This is a genomic window from Lacticaseibacillus kribbianus (assembly GCF_020180945.1).
Taxonomy (GTDB): domain Bacteria; phylum Bacillota; class Bacilli; order Lactobacillales; family Lactobacillaceae; genus Lacticaseibacillus; species Lacticaseibacillus kribbianus.
In genome coordinates this window covers 1-25,488 of the sequence record NZ_JAIPUL010000003.1, presented here as the reverse complement: position 1 = coordinate 25,488, position 25,488 = coordinate 1, and the positions used below count along the sequence as shown (strand labels likewise).

The following is a 25,488-nucleotide window of genomic DNA, read 5'->3' as shown; positions in this document are numbered from 1 at the left end:
CGTTTTTGGGCGGCTGCTCACTGCCGCATCCGGGCCTCCTGCAGGTAGGCGTAGATGTGGCCGAACGCCAGCTCCTGCACCGTCTTGAAGGTGAACGGCACGTCCTCATCGGTGTCGTCGGCGTGCATCGTGAAGCCCGTCGCCGTCACGTTCTCCGGCACACCCATCAGCTGGTCGCCGGACTCCTTGCCGCGCACGCGCACCACCCGGTCGAAGGCTGCCGCGGACTGGATCAGGCCGGCGATCAGGTCGCCGCTGGCGTCGAACTCGCGGTCGGCGTTCAGGACCGGCTGTTTTTCCATGCCGCGGGCCGCGACCCAGTCGCTGTAAAAGGCGATGGTCTGCAGGTAGTCGCTTTGCGTGGTGACGTTCTGGAGGCCGGCGAGGCGCAGCACGACGTAGCCGCCGAACTGGCCGGCCATGTCCTTGAGGCGCAAGACGACCAGCTCCGCGTTGAGCGCGAGCACCCGGCCGACGTAGAACTGGTCGAAGCCGCCCTTGGGCCGCGCCGCCACCAGCCGGGACTCGGCCTGGGCCGCGGCCAAAACGTCTTTGAGCTGGCCGTCGTTTTGGACGATCTGGGTCGGCTGGTGAACCAGCTCGTCGCGCCGGTCGAGCAGCGCGGTTTCGAGGTGCAGCTCGAGGCCCTGGAACTCGATCACCAGGACGTCGGAAAAATCGACCTGCAGCGCGCGGACGTCGGTGTAGTTGAACTTGTTGAACACCGACAGCGTCAGGCGGTCGCGGTCGACGGCGGTGACGCGGCCCTCGAGGTACGCGTCGTCGTCGGCCAGCATCACCAGGATCATCTGGCCGCTGGCCTGCGCCTGGGTCGCCAGCTGCAGCATCAGGTCGCGCGTGGCGTCGAAGTGCATGCTCATCTGCGTCTCCGGCAGCGTCAGGAAGTGGTCCTGCGCCGCGACGCGCATGCGAAAGGTCATGTCCTCGAGGTCGGCGCCGGCGAACTCGACGGTCGAGATCGCCGCGAAGTTGATCAGGACGGCCCCGTCGGCCAGCCCGGCGTCGTTGTAGGTCGCAAGCAGCACGCTGTTTTTGCCCAGCGCCTGGATGTAGCCGGTGTAAAAATCCTCGGTGTCGCGTTGGTAAATGTTGATCAAGAGCCGCTCGTTCAAAGCGGCCATCAGGCTCATCAGGATGGCATCCACGATGCATCCTCCTTTTATACTGAAGTGTTAGTGCTGCTGCCCGGGGTTGTAGGCGATCGAGCTGAACTTGTTGTAGGACTTCACGAACAGCAGCTTGACCGTCCCGCGGGCGCCGGAGCGGTTCTTTTCGATGATGACCTCGACCTCACCGACGTTTTGGTCGTCGGCGCCGTGGTCGTTTTCCGCCTCGCCGTCGCCGTCCGCATCGCGGTAGTAGTCGTCGCGGTACAGGAAGGCGACGATGTCGGCGTCCTGCTCGATCGAGCCGGATTCACGGATGTCCGAGAGTACCGGGCGCTTGTCCTGGCGCTGCTCGACGCCACGCGACAGCTGCGACAGGGCGATGACCGGCACGTGGAGCTCCTTGGCGAGCTTTTTGAGCTGCCGGGAGATCGCGCTGACCTCCTGCTGGCGGCTTTCCTGGCCGGAGCCTTCGATCAGCTGCAGGTAGTCGATGACGACCAGGCCCAGCGGCTTGTCGCCGTGCGCCTGCTCCTTTTGCAGCTTCAGGCACTGCGAGCGGATCTGCGCCATGCGGACGCCGGGCGTGTCGTCGATGTAGATGCTGGCGTTGCTCAGGCTGCCCATCGCCATGATCAGCGCCTGCCACTCCTCCTCGTTGAGCTGGCCGGTGCGCAGGTGCTGCGCGTCGAGGCTGCCCTCGGCGCACAGCATGCGGTTGACCAGCGACTCGGCGCCCATTTCAAGGGAAAACATCGCGACGGTCTTGTCCGTCTTGGTGCCGACGTTCTGCGCGATGTTGAGCACGAACGCCGTTTTCCCGACCGCGGGGCGCGCGGCCAGGATGATCAGCTCGTCGTCGTGCAGCCCGGTGGTCATGCGGTCGAGCTCCTTGAAGCCGGTCGGCAGGCCCGTGATCTCCTGATCGTTTTGGTACAGCTTGTCGATCTCGGCCATTGTGCTGTTCAGCACGTCACGAATCGGCTTGAAGCCCGAGCGCGAGCCGCCGTCCGAGACGGCCATCATCGCGCTTTCGGCGTTTTCGACCACCGTCGGCACATCGTCTTGCTCGTCGTAGGCGGTCTGGATGATGTGCTCGGAGGCGTCGATCAGGCGGCGCAGCTGGGCCTTGTCCGCCACGATCTTAGCGTAGTAGACCACGTTGGCGGCGGTCGGCACGGCATCGGCGATGTCGAGCATGTACGCGTTGCCGCCCACGTCGGCCAGCTGGTTGACCGAGTCGAGGTAGTCCTCGACCGTCAGCACGTCGATCGCGTCGCCGCGGTCGGACAGCTCGGTCAGCGCGTGGAAAATCAGCTGGTTGGCGCGCTTGTAAAAATCGGCCTCGTTCACGAACTCCATGGCGGAGATCAGGGCGTCGGGCGACATCAGGATGCTCCCGAGCACCGCCTTTTCCGCGTCCAGGTTGGCCGGCGGCATCCGCCGAACTTGATTATCCATGGCTTCTCCTCCATCTTTGTGCATCAAATCGTCTCACCTAGTTTAGCGGACATGGCGCCTTGGCGCAACGAACCCGGCCCCCGCCGCCAGCGCAAAAATCGCGTGCTGGCGGCGCCGGCACACGATTCTAACGGGAAGATTAATTTTGGCGTTGCGACTGCGGCTTGCCCGTCTGCTCGACGTGGCCCGGCCGCGCACCGACTCTGCGGACCCGGCCGCGGTGGCTGGGCCGCGGTGGTCAATGACCCTACTTGGCCTCGGTGATGTGGACGCGGATGTTAGCCTCCACGCCCGGGTACAGCGCGACCTTCACGTTGCGGTAGCCGAGGGCCTTGATCGGCTCCGGCAGGTCCATCTTGCGCTTGTCGACCTTGATCTGGTACTGCTTTTCGAGCGCCTGGGCAATCTGCTTGCTCGGAATCGAGCCGAACAGACGCGAGTCCGCGCCGGCCTTGCTCTGGATCTGGACGACGGTCTTGTCGGCCTCGAGCTTCGCCTTCACGGCCTCGGCCTCGGCGCGCGCCGCCGCGTCCTTTTTCTCCTCAAGCTTCTGCTGGCCGCGCAGCGCGGACATCGCCTGCGCCGTGGCCGCCTTGGCCTTGCCGTTCTTGATCAGGAAGTTCTGGGCGTACCCGTCCGGCACTTCCTTGACCTGGCCGCGCTTGCCCTTGCCGCGCACATCTTCGGTAAAAATCACTTTCATTGTTAAGTCCTTCTTTCTTCTGAGGCGTCTTGCTGTTGATCAATCCGGCGAAAACTGCGCCGTCACTTAGGAGCTCAGTCCACACCAGTTCGGCCGACCAATACAACCAGTACCGCTGAATCCAAATCTGCGGTCCGAATCCCGAATTACGCCGCCAGCGATCGAACGCAGCCGCACACCACGATGTAGGGCGGAGGCGCGGGCCTGCTGGCGCTGAAGGCCGGGGCGAGCCAGCGTGACATTGCAGTTAGCAGGCGGTCTTTGCCTGCTTACTGCAAGGGCGGGTCCTGAGACCGTACTTTGGGCTCAGGAGAGCCCCACGCGTTCCGCCGCCCCGGCCCGGAGCCGGAAGCAGTGGCCCCGCCGCGCCGGAGCCCGGCCAAACGGGCTCCGCCGCGCAATGCGGGTGCGGCTAGCTACGCACTAGCGCCGAGGCAAAGCCCGCCTCAACGCTAGCGCTAGGCTACCCGACCCGCTAAGTGCGCGCCGCTCCGCCCTCTAATTGTTGACCGCTTCGTCCTCGATCGCCCGCGCCAGCATGGTGCGGACCTGGGCGACCGACTTGCCGCGGATCTGGGTGGCGGCGTTGCTCAGGTGGCCGCCGCCGCCGAGCTTTTCCATCAGGCGCTGGACGTTGACCGAGCCCAGGCTGCGCGCCGAGATGCCGACCATGTTGTCGGCGCGGCGCGTGATGACGAAGCTGGCGGTGATGCCGTTGAGCGTCAGCAACGTGTCGGCCGCCTGCGCCGCGATCACGGGGTCGTAGGCGCGGTCCGGTTCACCTGTACATAATGCCATACTTGGCGCAATCATTTCAATTGTATCAATGAGATGATTCTTCTGGATGTAGCTGTCGATATTTTCCTTCAGCAGGTTCTGGGTCAGCAGCCCGTCCGCGCCGTTGGAACGCAGGTACGACGCGGCGTCGAAGGTGCGGGTGCCGGTGCGCATGGCAAAATTCTTGGTGTCGACCGTGATGCCGGCGAGCATCGCGGTGGCCTCCAGCTTGTTCAGGCCCGGCACGCCGGTCGGCTGGTACTCGAACATCTCGGTCAAAAGCTCGCAGGTCGAGCTGGCGTACGGCTCGATGTACACGAGCATCGGGTTTTCCGGGAACTCCTCGCCGCGCCGGTGGTGGTCGATGATCACGGTGCGCGCCGCGAGCTTCTCGTAGAGATCCGGCGCCGCGGTGATCGAGGCCTTGCTGTGGTCGACCAGCACCAAAAGGCTCTTGTCGGTGGCCTGCGACAGCGCGGCCTCCGGCGTCACCACGGCGTTGGCGATCTCGGGGTCCTTGCCGACGGCGGTCATCAGCCGCTCGACGTCGGAGTGCAGGTTGGCCGGGTCGACCACGACGTAGCAGTCCTTGCCGTTCATCTGGGCGATGCGCCGGATGCCCAGCCCCGCCCCAATGGCGTCCATGTCCGGGCGCTTGTGGCCGACGACGAAGATTTTGTCCGTCTGCTTGAACAGCTCCTGAAGCGCTTGTGAAATCATGCGCGCCCGCACGCGGGTCCGCTTCTCCATCGGGTTGGTGCGCCCGCCGTAAAACCGGGCCTGCTCACCCTTTTCCCGCACGACGACCTGGTCGCCGCCGCGGCCCAGCGCCAGATCCAGGTTGGACTGGCTGACCGCGGCCAGGTGCGACAGGTTGTTTTCGCCGTACGCGATCCCGATCGACAGGGTCAGCGGGAAGTTCTGCTTGGACGTCTCCTCGCGAATCCGGTCCAGAATCTTGAACTTGTCCTCCTCGACCTCGCGCAGCGACTTGAGGTAGCCGATCATGATGAAGCGGTCGGACGCGACGCGCTTGACGAACATGCCGAAGTCGGCGGCCCAGTCGCTCATCGTGTTGGTGACGTAGCTGTTCAGGTTCGTGATCGCCTGATCATCCATGGTCTGGGTGATCTCGTCGTAGTTGTCGAGGAACACCTGCCCGATGGCGACGCGCCGGTCGGCGGCCTCCTGCTCGATCTTGGCGTAGGGCGTGATGTCCATCAGGTAGACCACGCCGATGCTTTTTTGAATCGTCATGTCGAACTGGTGGCCGCCCCAGGTGATGGTGGTCTTGGCGCTGGAGTCCTGGTTGGATGTGACCAGCTGTGCAAGCTCGGCGTCGATCGCCGACAGCGGCTGGCCGAGGAAGTCTTCGTCGCCGAAGTACTGCTGCAGGTAGGGGTTGGCCCACTCGATCTCCAGCTGCTCATTGTAGATCAAGATTCCGACCGGCATCTTGATCAGCGCCTCCTGCTCGCCGCGCTTGATGCGGTACGACAGGTTGGAGATGTACTGGTTGGTGTTGGCAGTGATGCGCGCCAGGGCGGCCAGGGTCGCCCCGATCAGCCCCAGCAGAAAAAGCAGGAGCGCCAGCGCCAGCCACAGCTGAATGAAGCTCGCCACGATCACGTCGATGACGGCCAGGACCGCCATGATGCCGATGATCCAGCGCAGCCGGCCGTCCTCCAGGAACGCCGGCAGCTTGAGCTTTGCCTTGAGATTTTTCACAATATCGCTCACTTTCACGGGTGGCGCGGGATAATTCCCGCATCATAAGTAATTCTTAAGCTTAATTTTACCATAGAAACGGATTCCGGGCATCGCGCGCCGCTGCAATCGATTTCACTTGTCATCGCCGGCCGGCCGTTGTACGCTGGTCTAGACAGCTAAAGGAGGATCCCTCGACATGAAAAAAGCACTGAGAACCGCGCTGGCGCTGCTGGCGTTCGTCGCCGTCGGCCTGGGCCTGACCGCCTGCAAGGACAAGGACGCCATCGGCAACACCGACTACCAGGTGACGATTCCCGTCACCGTCAAGGGCGCCGACAACAGCCTGACCTACTACCTGGGCGCGAACAAGCACTTCGTCAGCGTGATGAACAAGGTCGACCCGAACACCAAGACCGGCACCAACGGCAACCGCGCCTACATGAGCGGCACCTACACGGTCAAGGACGACAAGGTCACCCTCAAGGCCACCTGGGTCGGCACCGTCGAGCAGCCGATCGAAGGCGCCAAGCTGACCCAAAAGCAGGTCAAGGCGCTGATCAAGGACTCCTACTCCGGCAAGTACCCGTACGACTTCGCCGGCACCCGCCTGATCACCTCCGGCCACAAAGTCGTGCGCCTCGAGGAAACCGCGGACGGCAGCGAGTGGCAGAAGATGACCGTCAAGGCCACCGCCAAGCAAAAGGCGATGCCCAAGCAGTCGGCCAAGGCGATGTACAAGGCCGACCTGGCCAAGCTCAAGGCGTTGAAGGACTAGCGAACATCAAAGCGCGGCGCGACCCCACGACCGCCGCGCGCACCCAAGACACAGCTGCGCCACCGGTGACCACCGGTGGCGCAGTTTTTCACATTCGGATGTGCAGGCGTGCACGGACGTAGGTGCCAAGGCGTGGCGGCACTGGCATCGCCACCGATTGGCCATCACCCGGCTCACGATTGGTGCGATACCCCCACTGTGTAGGGCTCCAGCGCGGACGCGCCGCTGCTGGAGGCTTCGGGCCGGGGCGAGCCAGCGTGACATTGCAGTTAGCCGGCCGCCCTTGCCGGCTTACTGCAAGGGCGGGTCGCAAGACCGGGCTTTGGGCTTGCGGGAGCCCCACGCGTTCCGCCGCCCCGGCCCGGAGCCGGAAGCAGCGGCCCGTCCCCGCCGGAGCCCGGCGGCCGGCCGGCAGTCCTAGGCCGCGGCGGCGCGCCAGGTGGCGGCCTTGTGGACGAGGACGACAGAGGTCAGGACCAGGACGCCCATGAAGGCGGCCATGCCGCCGTTGCCGATCCAGGTGGAGAGCGTGACGCCGAGGCCCGCGCCCATCGAGGCGAGCGGCCCGACCGTGGTCCAGACGCCAGAGTACGCCCCGACCTTTTCCGGGTCCATCAGGTCCGCGCGCAGCGTCTGGCTCGGCGGCACCGAGATCATCTCGCCGATGGTCTGGACCACCGCGTTGATCACCAGCGGCCACAGGGAGTTGAGCAGGAACGACACGGCGGTCGCACCGCCCAGAAGCGCGGTGCCGATGGCAAAGCCGCGGCTGGTCGACCAGCGCTTGGTCGCGCGAGTCACGAACGCCATGCAGGCGACGATCAGCACGGTGTTGACCAGCGTCAGCACCGACAGCATCCGCTGCCCGTAGATGGCCACGCCGAACCCGGTGACCGTGTGGAAGTCGCGGTCTAGGTGCACCGGCAGGTAGGACATCGGCTGGTTGAAGATGATCTCAACCGCCAGCGATCCGGCGAAAAACACCATGAAGCGCCGGTCGGCCAGCACCTGCGTGTAGCTTTTCACCATGTCCCACAGGGCGCTGGTCGTGGCCCCGGTCGGCGTGAAGGTCTCGCTCATCGCAAAACGAACGACAAGCCACGTGAACACCGCCACAAGCGCCATCGCGAGCATCAGCTCGAACAGCCAGTCGCGGAAGAACCAGCCGCCGATCGCCGCGCCGAGCATCACCGAGATGTTCATGATCCAGTACAACAGCGCGTAGATGAAGCGCCGGTTCTCGCTGGTCGAGACGTCGATCATCATCGCCTGCGCCGCGGGGTCCTCGAGGTTGCCGCCGATGCGCGCGAGCAAAAAACCGGCGAAGGTCAGCCACGGGTTGGTGCCAAGCGGCGAGTTGGCGGCCGCCGCGATGCCCAGCCCGATCACCATCAGCCCGTCGCCCCACAGCATGATCGGCTTGCGCCCGTGCGCGTCGGACAGGTGGCCGCCGAACAGCCCGGCCAAAAGCCCCACCCCGGCGGCGACCATCAGCAGCAGGCCGGTGGTCGCGGCGCCGAAGTAGCGCGAGTAGTAGATCGCCATGTTCGGCATGATGGTGCTGCTGAGCAGCACACTCAAAAAGGCGGTCCCAATCCGCAGCCGAATGTTGCGGTCAAGATCCATAAAATCTTTCATCAGTTCGTGTCCTCCGTAGGCAAGGGTTTAACTATAGCACGCGCTCCGAAAGGCCGCCACCGCTTTTTGGCGTGGCGCTCACGACCGCACCAAAAAGGCGACGCACCGCGGTGCGTCGCCTTTCGCTTGGCTTCGATTGACCGGCTCTAGGCTTCGGAAACCGGAGCAGATCATTCAACAACAATCTTCATAAAATAAGTCGACTCGTGCACCGCGCCACCACCCGCCGAACCGAGCGGAGGCGCGGCTTGACCGCTGCTGGAGGCACCGGGCCGGGGCGAGCCAGCGTGACATTGCAGTTAGTCGGCGGTTTGTGCCGACTTACTGCAACGGCGGGTCCTGAGACCGCACTTCGGGCTCAGGGGAGCCGCACGCGTTCCGCCGCCCCGGCCCGGTGCCGGAAGCGGTGGTCAGGCCCCGCCGGCCCCTACTCCAGGTGCTCGCCCATCGTCTCGGTGCCAAGCGCCAGCACCGCGATCACACCGATCAGAATGGCGACCGTGAAGATGCCGAAGATCAGGCCGAAGCCGACCTTGGCCGCGACCAGGCTGCCAACCAGAAGCGGCCCGACGATGCCGCCGATGCGGCCGACGCCGGCCGCCATGCCGGAGCCGCTGGAGCGGATCACGCTCGGGTACTGCTCGGGCGAGTAGGCGTAAAGCGCGCCCCACGCGCCGAGGTTGAAGAACGACAGAAGCATGCCGCTGGCCATCAACGCCGGCAGACCGGTCGCCAGGCCAAAGCCCAGGGCCGCCAGCGCCGTACCGATCAGGAAGGTCGCGAGGACCTTTTTGCGGCCCCATTTTTCAATCAGCCAGGCCGCGACGAAGTAGCCGGGCAGCTGCGCCAGGGTCATCACCAGGACGTAGCCGAAGGAGTTGATCATCGAGTAGCCCTTGAGCACCATCACGCTGGGCAGCCACAGGAACATGCCGTAGTAGGAGAACACGACCATGAACCACACCACCCAGAGCATCAGGGTCGCCTTGGCGTACTTGCGCTGCCAAAGCGCGGTCAGCGCCTGGAAGAAGCCGGGTTTTTGGTGCGTCTGGGCCAAAAAGGCGGGCGATTCGTTCAGCCCCTCGCGGAAGTACAGGGCGTACAGCGCGCACAGGCCGGTCAGGACCATCGCCACGCGCCAGCCCCAGTGCGGAATCACGAAGTAGGACACGACCGCGGCCAAAAGCCAGCCGGCCGCCCAAAAGCTCTCCAGCAGCACCACGGAGCGCCCGCGGTGCTTCGTCTCGACGCTTTCGGATACGAGCGTCGACGCGACCGGCAGCTCGCCGCCCAGGCCCGCCCCGATGATCAGGCGCAGCACCATGAACATCGCGTACCCCGTCGCCAGGGCGCTGGCCGCCGAGCCCAGCGAGAACAGGAGCAGCGTCACGCTCAGGACGGTTTTGCGCCCGATCCGGTCGGCCAAAATGCCGAACAGAACGGCGCCAATCGCCATGCCGATCGAGCTGACCGAGCCGATCCAGCCCATCTGCACCGCGTTAAGGCCCCACTCGCCCTTGACCGCGGCGATGACGAACGACAGCATGCCGACGTCCATCGCGTCAAAGAGCCAGGCGACCCCGACTCCCGTTACCAGCCGGACGGGACTCGCCGTCTTGGCTTTCGCTAATGCCATAATGATTTCCTCCACAACCGGCGCCTGCGCGCCTGAGAATAAGTACGATATTGCCCGGGAAATAATCCCGGCGTGGTATCGCGACACACTTGTCTTGACACCTTGTAGCCTAGTATTCTGCTCGCTGCCGGCGGATTTGTCAACCGTGGGCCCCGATACCGCGCGCTGCGGCACCAAAAAGGCCCTCCGGATGATCGCGCATCCGAACGGCCTTCAACGGTTACAATCGTTGTCCTGCCGCGCCCCGGCGCTTCCCGAGCGCGCCTTGCACGTAGCCGCTTGGCAGCAGCGTGACGACGAGGTCCAACACCATCAGAATCTCTTGCACCGGCGTTGCCCAATCCGCAACGCTCAGGGCGATGACGGCGACGAGCCACCACCAAAACAGCCGCCCGGGCAGCCCAACATCGCGGTAGCGGCGCTCGTGGAGCGCCAGCACGGGCACGATGCAGGCCAGGGCCAGCAGCCCGAAGGCGACCACGACCACGCCGACCCCCACCCCGAGGAGCGTGTTAGCTGCGCCCCGCGGCGGCCCGCCGAGTACCATCAAAAGCGCGGGCAGCCCGGTGGTGAAGCCTACAAACGCCAGGAACATCAGCATCAGCCACAGCGTGGTCAGCCAGTAGTCCAGGCGGGTGCTGCGCCCGCTAAAGTCGCCCCAACGCCGGAAAAATTCGCGCGGTTGCCGCCAAAATGCCATCTGTACCCCTCCCTGTACCATTTTCCTCAGTGTACCCCCCCGGCAAGAAAGCGCAACCACAATAAAAGCCGCGCCATCGCTGGCGCGGTTTCAAGTCTTGTGTGGCTCAGCCGACCTCTTCGAACAGGAACCCCTTGGCGCGCAGGGCGTCCTTGATTGCGGTCAGCTGCTCCGGCGTGTCGTAGCCGATGGTGTGCAGGTGCACGCCGTCGGTCAGCTCCGACAAAAGGTGCCCCTCGCGCTGGCGCAGGTGGCCCATGAACAGGTTCACGTCGGTGCGGGTCTTGACCTGCAGCTGGCCGCGCATCTGGCCGTAGACCGGGTGCTCGACCAGCACGTCGATCATCGTGCCGCCGAGGTCGACCACCGTGTTCATCTCTTCGCGCGCCTGCTCCGGCGTGTGACGGCACACGATGACGGCCTCGTGGCGGCTTTTCTCCTCGTACTGGTAGCCCTGCGGCGTGGCGATGATGCCCTCGCCGCGGGCGCGCATCAGCGCGATGTCGCCGACCACGGTCTGGCGGCTGACGCCGAAGCGCTGCCCGAACTGGGTCGCGGTGATCGGCGCGTTGTTGTCGGCCAAGGCGGACCGAATCTGGGCCTGCCGTTCAGCACTTGTTAGCATCTGATTACCTCCCGATTATGCTTGGCGGTCGAATCCGCCGTTCACTGGTATATTACCGCAAAAATGGGCCGCGCAACAGACGCAAAAGGCGGCACCGGTTGGGTGTCGCCTTGTGGCCTAGTGTCGCGCCTGGTCCGGTGCGCGGCCGGGCTGCGGCCGCCGGCGCGGTCGCCGGTCCGCGATGCGAAGGTCTCGACCGGACCGCGGCGCCGGAAGCGGTCGCCGGTTACGCCAGCGACTTGTCGACGGACAGCTTGTGCAGGCCCATGCGAATGATCTTGTCAATTTCGGTCACAATCAGCGTGATGAAGCCGATCGCCACGGCGATGCCCCACTCGCGCAGGGTCATCGGCGCCGTCACGAACACTTTTTGCATGAACGGAATGTACGTCAGCGAGAACTGCAGCACCATCATCGCGCCGATGATCGCGAACGCCATCGGGTTCGAGAACAGCTGCTTGGAGAAAGCCAGCGCGTGGGTGCGGATGTTGAACAGGTAGAAGATCTTGCCCAGGATGATGATGTTGACCATCATCGTGCTGGCCGTCGCCGCGTCCACCAGGTGGTTGTTCAGCAGGTAGTCGTGCGCGAGCAGCCCGAGCCCCGAGATCATGATCGAGACGTAGATCAGCTGGAAGACGTCGTGCTTGTTCATCATCGCGACGCCGTTTTGGCGCGGCGGCCGGGTCATGATGCCCGCCTCGGCCGGCTCGAAGATGAAGGCCAGCTGAATCGTGATGGCCGACACCATGTTGATCCACAGCATCTGGCTGGCGTTCAGCGGCATGTCGTCCTGAGTCAAAATGGTGAAGGCAATCACGAGCCCCTCGGCGAAACTGGTCGGCAGAAGGAACAGGATGCTCTTCTTGATGTTGTCGTAGATGCGCCGGCCCTGCGCGATCGCGCGCTCCATCGTCGTGAACTTGTCGTCGGTCAGGATCATGTCGGCGGCGTCCTTGGCGACGTCGGTGCCGGACTTGCCCATCGCAACGCCGATGTCGGCCTTCTTCAGAGCCGGGGCGTCGTTGACGCCGTCGCCGACCATCGCGGTGACGTTGCCGGCCTCCTGCAGCGCGGTGATGATCGCGAGCTTGTCGCCGGGCGTGGTGCGGGCGAAGACGTCCGCGCCGACCATCGCCTGGCGCCGCTTGTCCTCATCCATCTCGGCCAGGGCGGTCCCGGTGACCACCACCGGCGAGTCGGCCAGGCCGAGCTTCTTGGCGATGGCCAACGCGGTGTCGGGGTGGTCGCCGGTGATCATCTTGACCTTGACGCCGGCGCGGCGCATGGTGCGAATCGACTGGATGACCTCCTCGCGCGGCGGGTCGATGATCGCCGCCAGGCCGAGGAACGTCATGCCGCTTTCGCAAAAGTCGGTGTCGATCTCGTCGACCGTGGCCGGCACGTCGCGGCTGGCGACCGCGATCACGCGCTGGCCGTTTTGGCTGTACTGGCGGGTCAAGTCGAGGTAGTGATCGACGTCGAAGTCGGCGTCGGCGGCCAGGGCCATCGGCAGCACCTTGTCGGGCGAGCCCTTCAGGTACACGCGGCGCGTGCCGTCCTCCAGCTCAACCAGCTTGGCCATGAAGCGGTAGTCCGAGTCGAACGGCAGCATGTCCAGCTCTTCACCAGTCGGATCGGCTGTGTTGCCCTTGTAATAGGCGGCCAAAAACGCGCCGTCGGTCGGCTCCCCGTTGATCTGGTAGTCGCCGTCGATCTCGGCCAGCGTGGTGTCGTTGGCCTGGAACCCGGCGGTCAAAAGCGCGGCGAGGTCGGCGTGGTCCTTGGGCTCGACCGGCTCGTCGGCCAGGCGGAAGTCGCCGGTTGGCGTGTAGCCGGTGCCGGTGACCTCATAGGTGTGCTGCGGGGTGACAATCTGGGTGATCGTCATCTCGTTTTTGGTCAGCGTCCCGGTCTTGTCGGTGGCGATGATGTCCACGGAGCCCAGCGTCTCAACCGCCGGCATCGTCTTGACGATGGTGTGCTCCTTGCGCATCAGCTGCTGCATCCCGCGGGCCAAAACGACGGCGGTGGTCGCCGGCAGCCCTTCCGGCATCGAGCCGACGATCATCGTGACGACGGCCAGGGCCAGCGTGCCCAGCGTGTAGTGGCCGGACCACCAGCCCAGCCCGAACAGCAGGACCGCCGTGATCAAGATCCCGTAGGACAGGCCGGAGCCCAGCCCATCGAGCTCCTTCATCAACGGCGTCTTGCCCTTGCGCACGTCGGCGACGGCCTGGGAAATTTTACCGATCTCCGTGTCCTTGCCGATCGCGACGACCAGCCCCATGCCGGAGCCGGAGGCGACGGCGGTCGAGGCGAAGGCCATGTTGGTCTGCTCGGCCAGCGTGGTGTCCGCCGGCAGCGCCTCAACCTGCTTGTCGACCGAGTTGCTCTCCCCGGTCAGGGCCGATTCCTGAATCGACAGGTTGTCGACGTCAAAAAGCCGAAGGTCGGCGGGCACATTGTCGCCGGCCTCCAGGAAGACCACGTCGCCCACGACCAGCTCGGCCGTGTCGACGTCGACGCGCTGCCCCTCGCGGTAAACCGTCGCAGTGTGGGCCAGCATCTGTTTGATTTTCTCCAGCGCGTTGGACGCGTTGGCTTCCTGATAGTACCCAATCACCGCATTGATAATGATAACCAGCGCAATAATAATCGTGTCCGTCGTGTGGCGCATCGCGGTCGTCAGGACCGCCGCACCGATCAGGATGTAAATAATCACATTATTGAACTGGCGGAGAAAGATGACCCACTTCGGGGTTGTGTGCGACTGCAGTGCGTTCGGCCCGTTCTCGGCCAGGCGCCGCTTGGCCTCCTGGCTACTCAAGCCAGCATCCAAGTCCTCAACGTGTAACTCCTCCTGCAGCGAGGCAACCTCAACGTGGGTCATCGGCCTCTGTTCAGCGGGATCGTCCATATACCATCATCCTTTGTCTGTTATTAAGCTGTCCGCGTATTGCCACGCGGTTCTCATTCCTTAATTTTACGGTACGGCTAATTTTTGTGCAAGAGGGTCAGGCACCTTATATTTAGGTGTCATAATTGGCGGCGGAAAACTTGACCGGCGCCGCGGCCACCCGCCACACTTAAGGAAGGTAACGTGCCTTGATGCCGTGGAGCGTTCGGTGGTCAACTTTGGTGTTGACAAATGTAAACGAAGCGTTAAACTGGGGTTGTGGTTTACGAACGTAGACGATAATAGCACCCTCGCAGATTGCAGGAGGAACTGACCATGACAGCGGAACACGATAAGACACAGCAAAACGCACAGCCGCACGGCGACGCAACCGGCCACGACATGCACGGCATGGCCGACATGGACCACGGCGACCACGCGGACCACGACATGCACGGCATGACCGACACGGGCCAAGGCAACCACGCGGACCACGACATGCACGGCATGACCGGCACAGACCACGGCAGCCACGCGGATCACGACATGGCCGGCATGACCGGTATGGACCACGGCGGTCACGCGGGCCACGACATGGGCCACATGGCGCACATGGGCAACTTCAAGCGGCGCTTTTGGGTGTCGCTGGTCGCCGCGCTGCCGGTCTTCGTGCTCGCGCCGTTCATGGGCCTGCACCTGCCCTTCCAAGTCACCTTCCCCGGTTCCGACTGGGTGGTGCTGGTCCTGGCCTCCTTCCTGTTCTTCTGGGGCGGGCAGTCGTTTTTCACCGGCGCGAAGGCGGAGCTTGCTGACCGGCGCCCGGCGATGATGACGCTGATCACCATGGGCATCGGCGTCGCGTACGTCTACAGCCTCTACGCGTTCATCAGCAACCACTTCACAAGCGCGCCGCATGTGATGGATTTCTTCTGGGAGCTCGCCAGCCTGATTGTGATCATGCTGCTCGGCCACTGGATCGAGATGGCCGCGACGATGCAGGCCGGCAGCGCCCTGTCGGCGATGGCCAAGCTCTTGCCGGGTGAGGCCCACGTGCTGCAGCCCGACGGCACGACGCAAGACCTCCCGCTCGCCCAGCTTGAGGCGGGCCAGGCCGTGGTGATCCGCGCCGGGGAAAAGGTGCCGGCGGACGGCACCGTCACCGCGGGTCAAAGCGCGGTCAACGAGGCGCTGGTGACCGGCGAGGCCAAGGCGGTGGCCAAAACCGTCGGCAGCCAGGTCATCGGCGGGGCGGTCAACGGCGACGGCACGCTGACGGTGACCGTCACCGGCACCGGGGAGACCGGCTTTCTCGCACAGGTCGGCCGACTGGTCAGCCAGGCCCAGGCGGAAAAATCGCGCGCCGAGACCCGGGCGGACCGCGTCGCCCGGTGGTTGTTCTACGCTGCACTAGCGGTCGGCCTTGTGGCATTTTTCGCTTGGCTGGCCGTCGCCGACCTGAACGTGGCGCTCAACCGCCTGGTGACGGTGCTGGTCATCGCCTGCCCGCACGCGCTGGGGCTGGCGATTCCGCTGGTGGTCGCGCGAAGCACCAGCCTGGCGGCGACGCACGGGCTGTTGATCCGCGACCGGCGCGCACTGGAGCAGGTGCGCCGGCTGGACGTGGTGCTGATGGACAAGACCGGCACGCTGACCGAGGGCACGTTTTCGGTCAACGCCGTGGCGGCCCTGACCCCGGACCTCACCAAGGACCAGGTGCTGACGCTTCTGGCCCAGCTGGAGGCCAGCTCCAGCCACCCGCTGGCCGGCGGCATTCTGGCCGCCGCCAAGGAAGCCGGGCTGACGGCGCCCGCCGCAACCGACGTGCAGACGATTCAGGGCGTCGGCCTCACCGGCACCGTCGCCGGCCAGGGCTACGCGGTCGTGACCGCAAGCTACCTGCGGGACAAACACCTACGTTTTGACGAAAAGCAGTTCCAGACTCTGGCCGCGGCCGGCAACTCGGTCAGCTACCTAATCTCGGGCGACCAAGTCCTCGGCCTGGTGGCGCAGGGCGACGCGCTCAAGCCGCAGGCGGCCGCGCTGATCGCCGCGCTGCACGCAGACGGGCTCGAGCCGGTGATGCTGACCGGCGACAACGCACCGGCCGCAGAGGCGGTGGCCAAGCAGCTCGGTGGCCTGACCGTGCACGCGGAGCTGCGGCCCGAGGACAAGGCCGAGCTGGTGCGCGAGTACCAGCGCCAAGGCCACCGCGTGATGATGGTCGGCGACGGCGTCAACGACGCGCCGAGCCTGGCCGCGGCCGACGTCGGCGTGGCCATCGGCGCCGGCACCGACGTCGCGATCGAGTCCGCCGACGTTATCCTGGTCCGCAGCAACCCGCAGGACATCCTGAGCCTGTTGAACCTGGCGAAGGCGACCAACCGCAAGATGACCGAAAACCTCTGGTGGGGGGCCGGCTACAACCTGGTCGCCATCCCCCTGGCGGCCGGCGTCCTCGCCGGCGTCGGCATCATCCTGAGCCCGGCGGTCGGCGCGCTGGTGATGTCTTTGTCCACGGTCGCCGTCGCGCTGAACGCGATGACGCTGCGGCTGAAGTAGCCGCGGCGCGGGCCCGGCCGGGTGGGGACGGTGCGTGAGGTGACCGCACGCTTGCGGTAAACTCGGGCGCGGCAGCCCGGGCACGCCGGCGACGGTAACCGGCCCGCTCCCGGTAGCCATCCCCGCCACCGCATTTGGTCATGAACCCGCCGCAGAATCTTGCGCCGGCGTGCACAGTTTCTTCACAGACCGCCTGTAGTATAGGAAACATAGAAATGAGCCAGCCACTTACTTCTAACCCTAACCACTTTTCTTCATAATCAGGTCCTCCCAGACCTATCCGTCCCCCAAACGGAATACTGATCAGTCCCCCTAAGCTGAATCAGTCGCCCGCGCTGCCCGAACAGCGCGGGTTTTTGTTTGCTCAAAAAACGCCAGCGATCCGGCCAGCCTTTGCAAAATCTTGACGACTTGACCACATTTTCTTCACAAACTCCGGGTAGTATAGGGAACATAGAAATGAGCCAGCCACTTACTTCTACAACCCCTAACCACTTTTCTTTGTCGCCGGCCCCACCCCTAATACGGGTCGGCACCACTTCTTCATATCCATACTCCCAATTGATTCGTCCCCTAAGCGAATCAACCCCAACTGACCCCGCCGCGTGCGGGGTTTTGTTTTGCCTCGAAGTTTGCTACATTGTAATTAAACTCACAAGGAGGCGGGCTTGTTGACAACCAAACACTGGCACCTTTCGGCCGCACAGGCGATCCTGATCAGCTTCGCGGCGATGATCGCCGTCGGCACCGCCCTGCTTGCGCTGCCAATCGCGTCGCAGGACGGCCAAAGCATCGGGCTGCTCGACGCGCTGTTCACCGCCACCTCCGCCAACTGCGTGACCGGGCTGATCGTGGTCAACACCATGCAGCACTGGACGCTGTTCGGCCAGCTGGTGATTCTGGCCCTGATCCAGCTGGGCGGCATCGGCTTCATCACCATCGTCACCGGGGCGCTGATCGTTTTTCGCCGGCGCATCGGGCTTAGGCAGCGGCTGACCATCCAGACCATGTTCAACCAGCAGACGCTCGGCGACATGGGGCGGCTGGTCAAGCGGGTGCTCAAGTACACCGCCGTCATCGAGGGCGCCGGCGCCATCCTGCTGACCGGCGGATTTCTGGCCGCCGACCGCGGCTACACCTTCTGGGAGGCCGCGTGGTACGGCGTGTTTCACGCGATCTCGGCGTTTTGCAACGCCGGGTTCGACATCGTCGGCACCAACTCGCTCGCCGAGTTCAACGGCGACTGGCTGCTCGAGCTGACCCTGATGGCGCTGATCACGCTCGGCGGCCTCGGCTTCCCCGTGCTGCACGAGCTGCGCCACTACCGGCGCCACCGCCGCCTGAGCGTCCACACCAAGCTGGTGCTCGCCGTCAGCGCCGGCCTGACCGCGGGCGGCACCGCCCTGTTCGCCCTGCTGGAGTGGCAGGGCGCCCTGCGCCCGTTCGGCTCTTCCGCACAAAAATGGCTGGCCGCAGCCTTCGAGTCCGTGACGCTTCGCACCGCGGGCTTTGAGACGTTCGGCCAGGCCGACCTCGGCGGCCTCAGCAAGCTGGTCGCCTCCGCCCTGATGTTCGTCGGCGGCTCGCCCTCGGGCACCGCGGGCGGCATCAAGACCATCACCCTGGCCGTGCTCGGCGCCGCCGTGGTGTCCGCGCTGCGCGGCCACGCGGAGCTGGTGATTTTTAACCGCCGTCTGCCGCTCGCCGCCCTGCAAAAGGCGCTGGCCGTCGCCTGCGCCCTAGGTGCGATCACCGCCGTCGCTGTGCTTGTGCTTCACTTCACCGAGGACCACAAGCCGGTCCTGGACCTGCTGTTCGAGGTCGCCTCGGCCACCGGCACCGTCGGCCTGACCACCGGCCTGACCCCGGGCCTGTCCGTCGCTGGCAAGCTGATCATCGCCCTGTGCATGTTCATCGGCCGCCTGTCGCCGCTGACCCTGGCCGTCGCCCTGAACACCCGCATGGACGCCCACCCGCACACCGTCGCGTACCCGGAGGAGAATGTCGGGATCGGATGACCCAGGGCGGAGCGGCGCGCACCTAGCGGGACGGGTAGCCTAGCTCGGCAGCTTGAAGCGCCCTTGGCTTCGAGCTGCCGAGCGTAGCTAGCCGATCCCGCGTTGCGCCGCGGAGCCCGACAACCAGGGCGGAGCAAGGCGGGCTTAGCCGGTCGGCTAGCGTAAGGCTGGCGCATGAAGCGCACTTTGCTTCGTGTGACGGCCTTAGCTAGACGAACCGGCGTTGCCTTGCGGAGCCCGACGACCAGGGCGGAGCAAGGCGCACTTAGCGGGTCGGCATCTAAATACGCTGCTGACTAGTACATGAAACGCAAATCTATTTGAACGAGACAGTCCCCCACTATGTAGGGCGCCGGTTCGAGCGCGCCGCTGCTGGAGACTCCGGGCCGGGGCGTGCCAGCGTGAAATTGCAGTTAGCTGGCGGTCTTCAGCCGGCTTACTGCAAGGGCGGGTCTTGAGACCGTACTTTGGGCTCAAGAGAGCCCCACGCGTTCCGCCGCCCCGGCCCGGAGCCGGAAGCATCGGCCCACCCGGATCCGCCCATCCCCTGCCAACCAAGGAGGTTCAACAATGTTTCACGTGAAACCACAACTCGCCAACGCCTTTGCTGTCTTTGGACTCGGGCGCTTCGGCACCAGCATCGTCGAGCACCTTGCGGCCGCCGGGGCCGAGGTGCTCGCCGCCGACCGCGACCTCGCGCGCGTCGAGGCCGTCGCCAACCTGGTCGACCCCGCCGTCGCCGGCGACGCGGCGGACCCCGAGTTTCTCGAGCGCATCGGCGTCGCCCACTTCGACGTCGTCGTTTTTGCCATGGGCGAGGAGTTCGAGGCCAGCATCCTGGCGACGATGACCGCCAAGGAGATGGGCTGCCCGCGCGTCGTGGTCAAGGCGCTCGACCAGCGCCAGGCCAAAATCCTCCGCCGCATCGGCGCCGACGAGGTCGTGCTGCCCGAAGTCGAGATGGGCGCCAAGGTCGCCAAGAGCCTGGTCAACCCGAACATCGTCGACGTGCTCGACCAGGTGGCCGGCATCGGCATCGCCGAGCGCCACCCCGACGCCGCGTGGGTGGGCAAAACCCTGGCGGAGGCAGACATCCGCCGCGCCGCTTCGGTCGAGGTGATCGCGCTGATCCGCGACGGCCAGCCCCAGGTGCCGGTCAACGCCGACACCATCCTGCGCGCCGAGGACATCCTCCTGACGCTGGAGTCGCCGAAGTGAGCCAATCCAGGGCGGAGCAAGGCGGGCTTAGCGGGACGCATAGCGTGGCGCTGACACTTGGGCCCGCACTTAGGCCCAAGTGTCGGTGCAAACTATGCGCTCCCGCGTTGCCTTGCGGAACCCGACGACCAGGGCGGAGCATGACGTGATTATCCGTTACCCAAATATAGAACATAAATAGCCGATAATTGGTTTATTAATCCCAATTATCGGCTATTTTTATATATAAAGTGGGGTCTAGAACCCAATTGCCCGCAGCCCGGCCATCGCCAGCACACCGACCACGACCACCGCGAGCAGGCTCTTGGTGAGAATGGCGGTGACCACCGCCGGCAGCGAGGCGACCGCGTTCTCCCAGTTGACGCTCGGCCACTGGCCCGGGTGCGCGACCAGCAGGCTTTCGACGAAAATGGCCGTCAGAATGGCCACCGGCACGAAGCTCAGAAACTGCAGCAGCCACTTGGGAAGCGCGACGGCCTTGACCAACAGGAACGGCACGACCTTCAGCAGCCACATCGCGCCTCCGCAGACTAAGATGGTGGAAACAACGTAGCTAGTTGCCATGATTTTCCCTCCACATGCCAAACAGGCAGCCGGCGACCGTCGCGATCAGGATCGCGGTGGTGCCGGGCACGACGCGCTCGGCGACCACCATCGCGACGGCGACGAACAAGACGACCTCCAGGTGGCGGACCAGCGGCTTGCTGCGGTCGGTGATCATCTGCAGGTACAGCAGGCCGATGAACATCGCGACGGCGGCGAAGTCCAGCCCGAGCGCCTGCGCGTCCGGCACCAGGCCGCCGAGCAGCGCCCCGACCACCGTCGCGGCCGCCCACACGAGGTAGGCGGTCAGGTTCGCGGCGTGGAACCACGCCGGCCGCAGCGTCCGGTGGGTGAGGTTCAGCTTGTTCATCGACAGGGCGAAGGTCTCGTCGGTCAAAAGCGTCCCGATCAGCACATTTTGCCAGGTCGGCTCGCGGCGCAGGTACGGCGCCACGGTCATGCTCATCAGGCTCATCCGCGCGTGGATCAAAACGGCGGACACCAGCATCGCGCCAATCGGGCTGGCGGTCGCCAGCATGGTCGCCAGCACGAACTGCACGGAGCCGCCGTAGACCACCAGAGACATCAGAAGCACCAGCCACACGCCGATGTGGTTGGTGCGCGCGACGATGCCGAACGCCAGCCCGACGCCGATGTAGCCAAAAACGGTGGGCAGGACGTCTTTCAGCCCCGCCTTGAAACTCAACTCTCCGGTCATCCGCTGCCTTCTTTCCGTGACCCAATTCACGAACCGATTAGTCCTTAGTGTACCGAACTGACGGCGGAATTCAACCGGGAATCGCGCCCCGTCGCGTTCTTCACAAACTCGACCGGGTTTTGGCCACATTTTGGGCGCATTCCCCGGCTAACTTGGAGTAAAACGCCAAGGAGGGCCCACCATGCCCGATGCCAACCGCCCCTACCTGCACGCGCTGGACGCGATGCGCGTGTTCTTCATCTGCGGGGTGCTGCTCAACCACACCACCACCGCCTTCATTCAGCAGCTCACAAGCCAAAGCGCCGCCCGCACCGCGCTGTTGGGCACGCACCTGACCATCCACTTCACGCGCATGGGCTTCATGTTCCTCACCGGGTTCGTCTTGACCTACCGCTACCGGGGCACGCGGCGCTGGGGCCGCTTCCTGGCGCGCCGCCTCACCGCCACCGGCATCCCCTACCTGGCTTGGAACCTGCTGTACCTGGCGCTGGCGGCGCTGGGCGCCGGCGGCCTGGCCTACCTCGCCCGCACCGCGCCCGACGCGCTGCTGCACGGCAACCAGTTTTACATGTACTACCTTATGATCACCTTCCAGTTCTACCTGGTGCTGCCGCTTGTGCTGCGGCTTTTGGCCCGCGTGACCCGGCACGGGTGGCTGCTGGCCGCAAGCTTTCTGGCCCAGCTGGCCGTGGTCACCTGGATCAAGTACGTCATGCCCGGCGTCGACCGCAGCCAGTGGCTGTGGTGGTGCCGCGCGTACGGCATCAACTTCCTCTCCTACCAGTTCTACCTGCTGCTGGGCTGCTGCGCCTGCTGGCACCGCGCGGCCTTCACCGCCTGGGTGCAGCGCCACCTGACCGCGCTGTCCGCCTGGGCCGTGGCCCTGGGCGTCGTGACGGTGCCTTACTACTTCCTGAACAAAAGCTTGCTCGGACTCGACTATACCCACGCGGTCTCGCCGCACCAGCCCTTCATGCTGGTGTACGACACGGTCGTGATCCTCGCCGTGTTCGGCTGGGCGACCCGCTACGCCGCCAGCCGTGACGCACTGCCGCGCCGCCTGACCGCGCTGATCCACCAAGCCAGCCTCGCGAGCTTTGGCATCTACCTCGACCAGACGCTGGTGCTGGCGCTGCTGCGCGGGGCGCTGAGCCTGGTCAGCTGGCCGAACTGGGCGCTGACGCTGGCGCTGCCGGTCGGCTACGCCTTCGTGGTGGCGGGCAGCCTCGCGCTGGCCTGGGCCGCGCTGCGGATCCGGCCGCTCGGGGTTCTGGTCGGCCGCCCCGCCTGGCAGGCCGCCGATTACCCGGAGCAGGTGGTGGCCCGCGTCGAGCGGTCGCGTGCGCCCGCGTGATGCCGTCACCGCAGACACACAAAAAGGACCGCCGGAGCGGTCCTTTTCGTGTTGTGATTCACTTGGCCTACTTGGCCCCGATCAGCTGCTCCTTGGCGTGGATCAGCTGGGTCAACAGCGCGTTGTGCGGCGTGGCGACGCCGTACTTCTCGCCCTTGCGCACCACGGCGCCGTTGATGAAGTCGATCTCCGTCAGGCGGTGGTTGACGACCAGGTCCTGGTGCATCGACGGGTAGTGCCCGGCGATGTTGGCCGTGAAGGTCGCCGCGACGTGCTGGTAGATCTCCTCCTGGTCGAGGTCGAGCCCCTCGTGCGTCGCCACCGCCGCGAACTCCGCGATGATCTCGCGCAAAAAGGTCTCGGCCTGCGCCGTCTTGCCCAGCTCGCCGATGTTGCAATCGAGCAGCGCGCACAGGCTGTTCAACGTGCCGTTGACGCACGCCTTGCGCCAGATCGAGTACTTCACGTTCTGCGAGTACTTCGGGTTCAAGCCCGCCTTTTCAAAGGCGGTCACGACGTCCAGCGCGAACGGCTCGCCGGCCGGCGCGAAGTTTTGCAGCTCGACTTCGCCGGAGCCGTTGAGCACTACGTGGCCCGGGCCGGTCATGCCGGCGGTCCACATCGTGATGCCCAGGATCAGGTGGTCCTTGGGCACGAAGCGCTCGAGCACGTCCTCGTGCCCGATGCCGTTGAGCAGGCAGAGCACGTACGTGTCCTTGTGAATGATCGGGCGAATCTGCTCGAACATCCCGCCCAGCTGGTTGGACTTGGTGAAGGCGACGATCAGGTCGGCGGACACGCCGCTTTGGTCGATCTCTTGCGGCGAGTAGATCGGCAGGTGCGCCACCACGTGCTCCCCGTTCAGCTCGGCCTGCAAGCCGTCTTTGCGGATCGCGTCGATGTTAGCCTGCCAGCCGTCGACCAGTGTGACATCAAAGCCGGCGCCGTGAAGCGCCAGGGCGAACCGGCTGCCCATGCCGCCGGCGCCCACTACTGTGATTTTCATCAGAGAATCCCCTCTTTCTGCCTCCATTCTACCACGCTGGTTTTCAAAAACGGTATGATAGGAGATGAACATCACAAAGGAGGACGCGCCATGACCTACGGCTACATTCAACGCATTCGCAACCTGGTCGGCCACACGCCGATCATCCTGAACTGCTGCGGCGGCATCCTGCTCAACGACCGCCACGAGGTGCTCCTGAACCTGCGCCAGGACACCGGCAACTGGAGCCTGCCCGGCGGCTACCTCGAGTACGGCGAGGGCTACGCCGAGGCGATGGTGCGAGAGTACCGCGAGGATTCCGGCATCGAAGTGCGCGTCGTGCGGGAGCTGCACCTGTTCGACAAGGGTGAGACCCGCTACCCCAACGGCGACGTCGCCCACACCATCGCGATGCTGTACCTGGTCGAGCAGACCGGCGGCGCGCCGTTGACCCAGGCGACCGACGAAACGGTGGCGGTCAAGTTCTGGCCCTTCGACGCCCTGCCGCCGCTGCTAAACCAGCAAAACGCCGACATGCTGGCGTACGCGGCAGCGCACTGCTGAGTAGACAGCCGACGCGGCCGAGCGACGGAACGCGACTGCTGTGGTCAAGAACCGAACGATGCAAACAAGGCGCCAGGCGCCGCAACCCCCAATGGGGGAAGCGGCGCCTGGCGCCTTGCTTCGTGTCCACTTGCCTAGTAGTTGCCCTTGATCACGAAGAAGCTGCCGCGGATGGTGCCGGCGAGCTTGGACTTCTGGCGGGCGAACTTGAACTTGTCGGCCAGGGCGGCCGGAACCGGCATACCGTCGCTCAGCTTGAAGCCGACGGCGCGCTTGCCGCCGTCCTCAAGCGTCCACAGCACGTTGAGGCACAGCCCGTCCTCATAGAAGACGTAGGTGTAGCGGATCCCGGCGCACTCCAGCCGCGCCACCTCGAGCGGCTTGGCGGCGATCACGATGTCGCGCTCGCTCAGGATGGCCGCCACGTAGGCCAGCCAGTCCGGGTGCGCCGCGCCGGGCTCGGTGGTGAAAACGGCCTTGTACTTGTTCCAGAAGTAGCGCGCCTCGTTGGCCCGCAGCCCGGCCAGCGCCGGCGCGACCGGCGACGACTCCAGGCCGGTTGTGGAAACGTTTTTATAATCGACTTCGTAACTCATTTTCTCTCCTCCGCCGGGCGGTTGGACCACGGCTGGCTGTGCAGCATCCAAGTCACGCCGAACTTGTCGGTGAACTGGCCCATCTTGCCGCCCCAGAACTGGGCTTCGTACGGCATCGTGACCGTCACCGCGGCGCGTTCCTGGAGCCGGGCCCACAGCGCGTCGGCCGCGGCGGCGCTTGCCGGGTCCTCCGCGTTGACGTCCAGCTGCAGGACGATCTGCTGCTGGGCGGGCGCCGCGGCGCCGTTGAAGGCGTCGGCGCACTCGACCTGCTGCCCCAGCACGCGGAAGCCGCCGTGCATGGTCAGGGCGGCGAGGTCCTGGCCGGCGGGAATGCCGAACTGCTCGGCCTGCGCTTCGGTCGGGCTCAGGCGGTAGACGTCGGTGGCGCCGAACACCTCCTGGTAGTACGCCAGCGCATCCTTTGCGCTGAGGTAGGCGATGTAGGGAATCAATCTGGCTTGCATCTGACTCACTCCAATCTGTTGGGTGGTCCCATCATGGGCGCCCGGCCGCCCGCTGTCAATCGCTTTCGGGTCAACGGCAGCCAAAAAAGCGCGCCCCCAGGCGGCAATGCCGTGGGGACGCGCTTTTCGTGTGGCGTGTGGCCGCACCGCCGCCCGTGCGGCACCAGTGCGGTGGCAGTGCCGCAGCAACGGACAGTGCGGCAGCGCCGAGCTAGTCCAGGTTATTTCCCGGGAAATAAACGTCTCAAACGAATGAAATTCAGAATCGCGGTGTAAACTGCCCTTTAGGACACTTTGCTAAATCAATATTATATAATGTGCTGATGGAATGTGCCACAAACGTGCCACCCCACGAAAAAAGAGAAGCGTGTTGGCTTCTTTTTTTTACTAGCAAAACGTTATACTGAGTTCGGGC

20 protein-coding genes are annotated in these 25,488 nt (G+C 64.9%); 6 read left to right on the top strand and 14 right to left on the bottom strand.

Going from position 1 to position 25,488, the window contains the following annotated elements; translation table 11 throughout:
- Positions 1-17: 17 nt before the first annotated feature.
- The 4 genes from LE416_RS09420 to LE416_RS09405 form a co-directional block, all read right to left on the bottom strand.
- Positions 18-1,166 (bottom strand): hypothetical protein, encoded by a 1,149-nt coding sequence (locus tag LE416_RS09420; protein WP_225048214.1) that lies wholly within the window; start codon positions 1,164-1,166, stop codon positions 18-20.
- A 27-nt stretch (positions 1,167-1,193) separates the two neighbouring features.
- Positions 1,194-2,588, bottom strand: coding sequence for a replicative DNA helicase (gene dnaB, locus LE416_RS09415; protein WP_225048213.1), 1,395 nt, complete (start codon positions 2,586-2,588; stop codon positions 1,194-1,196).
- A gap of 247 nt (positions 2,589-2,835) precedes the next feature.
- Positions 2,836-3,291, bottom strand: a complete 456-nt coding sequence (gene rplI / locus LE416_RS09410) for a 50S ribosomal protein L9 (protein WP_225048212.1) — start codon at positions 3,289-3,291, stop codon at positions 2,836-2,838.
- A 498-nt stretch (positions 3,292-3,789) separates the two neighbouring features.
- Complete coding sequence (locus LE416_RS09405; RefSeq protein WP_225048211.1) at positions 3,790-5,796, bottom strand: DHH family phosphoesterase; 2,007 nt, start codon at positions 5,794-5,796, stop codon at positions 3,790-3,792.
- A 178-nt stretch (positions 5,797-5,974) separates the two neighbouring features.
- On the opposite strand from LE416_RS09405, the gene LE416_RS09400 reads away from it, so the two are divergent.
- Entirely contained in the window at positions 5,975-6,553 is a 579-nt protein-coding gene (locus tag LE416_RS09400; protein ID WP_225048210.1) for a hypothetical protein, read from the top strand.
- Between the two features lie 417 nt (positions 6,554-6,970).
- Here LE416_RS09400 and LE416_RS09395 read toward each other — a convergent pair whose 3' ends face one another.
- The 5 genes from LE416_RS09395 to LE416_RS09375 all read right to left on the bottom strand — a co-directional run bounded on the left by LE416_RS09395 (position 6,971) and on the right by LE416_RS09375 (position 14,072).
- Positions 6,971-8,191, bottom strand: coding sequence for an MDR family MFS transporter (locus tag LE416_RS09395; protein WP_225048209.1), 1,221 nt, complete (start codon positions 8,189-8,191; stop codon positions 6,971-6,973).
- Between the two features lie 427 nt (positions 8,192-8,618).
- The gene (locus tag LE416_RS09390) at positions 8,619-9,827 is read right to left on the bottom strand and encodes an MFS transporter (protein ID WP_225048208.1); all 1,209 of its coding nucleotides are present in this window, start codon (positions 9,825-9,827) and stop codon (positions 8,619-8,621) included.
- A 220-nt stretch (positions 9,828-10,047) separates the two neighbouring features.
- Positions 10,048-10,527: a DUF805 domain-containing protein gene (locus tag LE416_RS09385; RefSeq protein ID WP_225048207.1), complete on the bottom strand. Its 480-nt coding sequence runs from the start codon at positions 10,525-10,527 to the stop codon at positions 10,048-10,050.
- 106 nt (positions 10,528-10,633) lie between these two features.
- Complete coding sequence (locus LE416_RS09380; RefSeq protein ID WP_225048206.1) at positions 10,634-11,152, bottom strand: transcription repressor NadR; 519 nt, start codon at positions 11,150-11,152, stop codon at positions 10,634-10,636.
- 226 nt (positions 11,153-11,378) lie between these two features.
- Positions 11,379-14,072 (bottom strand): HAD-IC family P-type ATPase, encoded by a 2,694-nt coding sequence (locus tag LE416_RS09375; protein ID WP_225048205.1) that lies wholly within the window; start codon positions 14,070-14,072, stop codon positions 11,379-11,381.
- Between the two features lie 315 nt (positions 14,073-14,387).
- Between LE416_RS09375 and LE416_RS09370 the strand changes: the two genes are divergently transcribed.
- The 3 genes from LE416_RS09370 (at position 14,388) to LE416_RS09360 (ending at position 19,846) form a co-directional block, all read left to right on the top strand.
- Complete coding sequence (locus LE416_RS09370) at positions 14,388-16,610, top strand: copper-translocating P-type ATPase (RefSeq protein ID WP_420844384.1); 2,223 nt, start codon at positions 14,388-14,390, stop codon at positions 16,608-16,610.
- A gap of 671 nt (positions 16,611-17,281) precedes the next feature.
- Positions 17,282-18,628 carry a TrkH family potassium uptake protein gene (locus LE416_RS09365; RefSeq protein ID WP_225048204.1) on the top strand — a complete coding sequence of 449 codons (1,347 nt, stop codon included), beginning with the start codon at positions 17,282-17,284 and terminating at the stop codon, positions 18,626-18,628.
- A 570-nt stretch (positions 18,629-19,198) separates the two neighbouring features.
- Complete coding sequence (locus LE416_RS09360) at positions 19,199-19,846, top strand: potassium channel family protein (RefSeq protein ID WP_225048203.1); 648 nt, start codon at positions 19,199-19,201, stop codon at positions 19,844-19,846.
- Between the two features lie 237 nt (positions 19,847-20,083).
- Here LE416_RS09360 and LE416_RS09355 read toward each other — a convergent pair whose 3' ends face one another.
- Positions 20,084-20,410 carry an AzlD domain-containing protein gene (locus LE416_RS09355; RefSeq protein WP_225048202.1) on the bottom strand — a complete coding sequence of 109 codons (327 nt, stop codon included), beginning with the start codon at positions 20,408-20,410 and terminating at the stop codon, positions 20,084-20,086.
- Positions 20,400-21,107 (bottom strand): AzlC family ABC transporter permease, encoded by a 708-nt coding sequence (locus LE416_RS09350; RefSeq protein ID WP_225048201.1) that lies wholly within the window; start codon positions 21,105-21,107, stop codon positions 20,400-20,402. The genes LE416_RS09355 and LE416_RS09350 overlap by 11 nt, the downstream gene beginning before the upstream one ends.
- A 181-nt stretch (positions 21,108-21,288) precedes the next feature.
- Here LE416_RS09350 and LE416_RS09345 point away from each other — a divergent pair, with 181 nt between their 5' ends.
- A complete protein-coding gene (locus LE416_RS09345) occupies positions 21,289-22,461 on the top strand; it encodes an acyltransferase family protein (protein WP_225048200.1) in 1,173 nt (390 codons plus the stop codon).
- 67 nt (positions 22,462-22,528) lie between these two features.
- On the opposite strand, the gene LE416_RS09340 is transcribed toward LE416_RS09345, so the two are convergent.
- Positions 22,529-23,467 carry a 2-dehydropantoate 2-reductase gene (locus LE416_RS09340; RefSeq protein WP_225048199.1) on the bottom strand — a complete coding sequence of 313 codons (939 nt, stop codon included), beginning with the start codon at positions 23,465-23,467 and terminating at the stop codon, positions 22,529-22,531.
- Between the two features lie 90 nt (positions 23,468-23,557).
- Here LE416_RS09340 and LE416_RS09335 point away from each other — a divergent pair, with 90 nt between their 5' ends.
- Positions 23,558-24,010 carry an NUDIX hydrolase gene (locus LE416_RS09335; RefSeq protein ID WP_225048198.1) on the top strand — a complete coding sequence of 151 codons (453 nt, stop codon included), beginning with the start codon at positions 23,558-23,560 and terminating at the stop codon, positions 24,008-24,010.
- A 134-nt stretch (positions 24,011-24,144) separates the two neighbouring features.
- Here LE416_RS09335 and LE416_RS09330 read toward each other — a convergent pair whose 3' ends face one another.
- Together LE416_RS09330 and LE416_RS09325 are read right to left on the bottom strand one after the other, a co-directional pair.
- Entirely contained in the window at positions 24,145-24,606 is a 462-nt protein-coding gene (locus LE416_RS09330; RefSeq protein ID WP_225048197.1) for a phage tail protein, read from the bottom strand.
- Positions 24,603-25,073 carry a VOC family protein gene (locus tag LE416_RS09325; protein WP_225048196.1) on the bottom strand — a complete coding sequence of 157 codons (471 nt, stop codon included), beginning with the start codon at positions 25,071-25,073 and terminating at the stop codon, positions 24,603-24,605. Before LE416_RS09325 ends, LE416_RS09330 begins: the two co-directional genes overlap by 4 nt.
- Between the last annotated feature and the right edge of the window lie 415 nt (positions 25,074-25,488).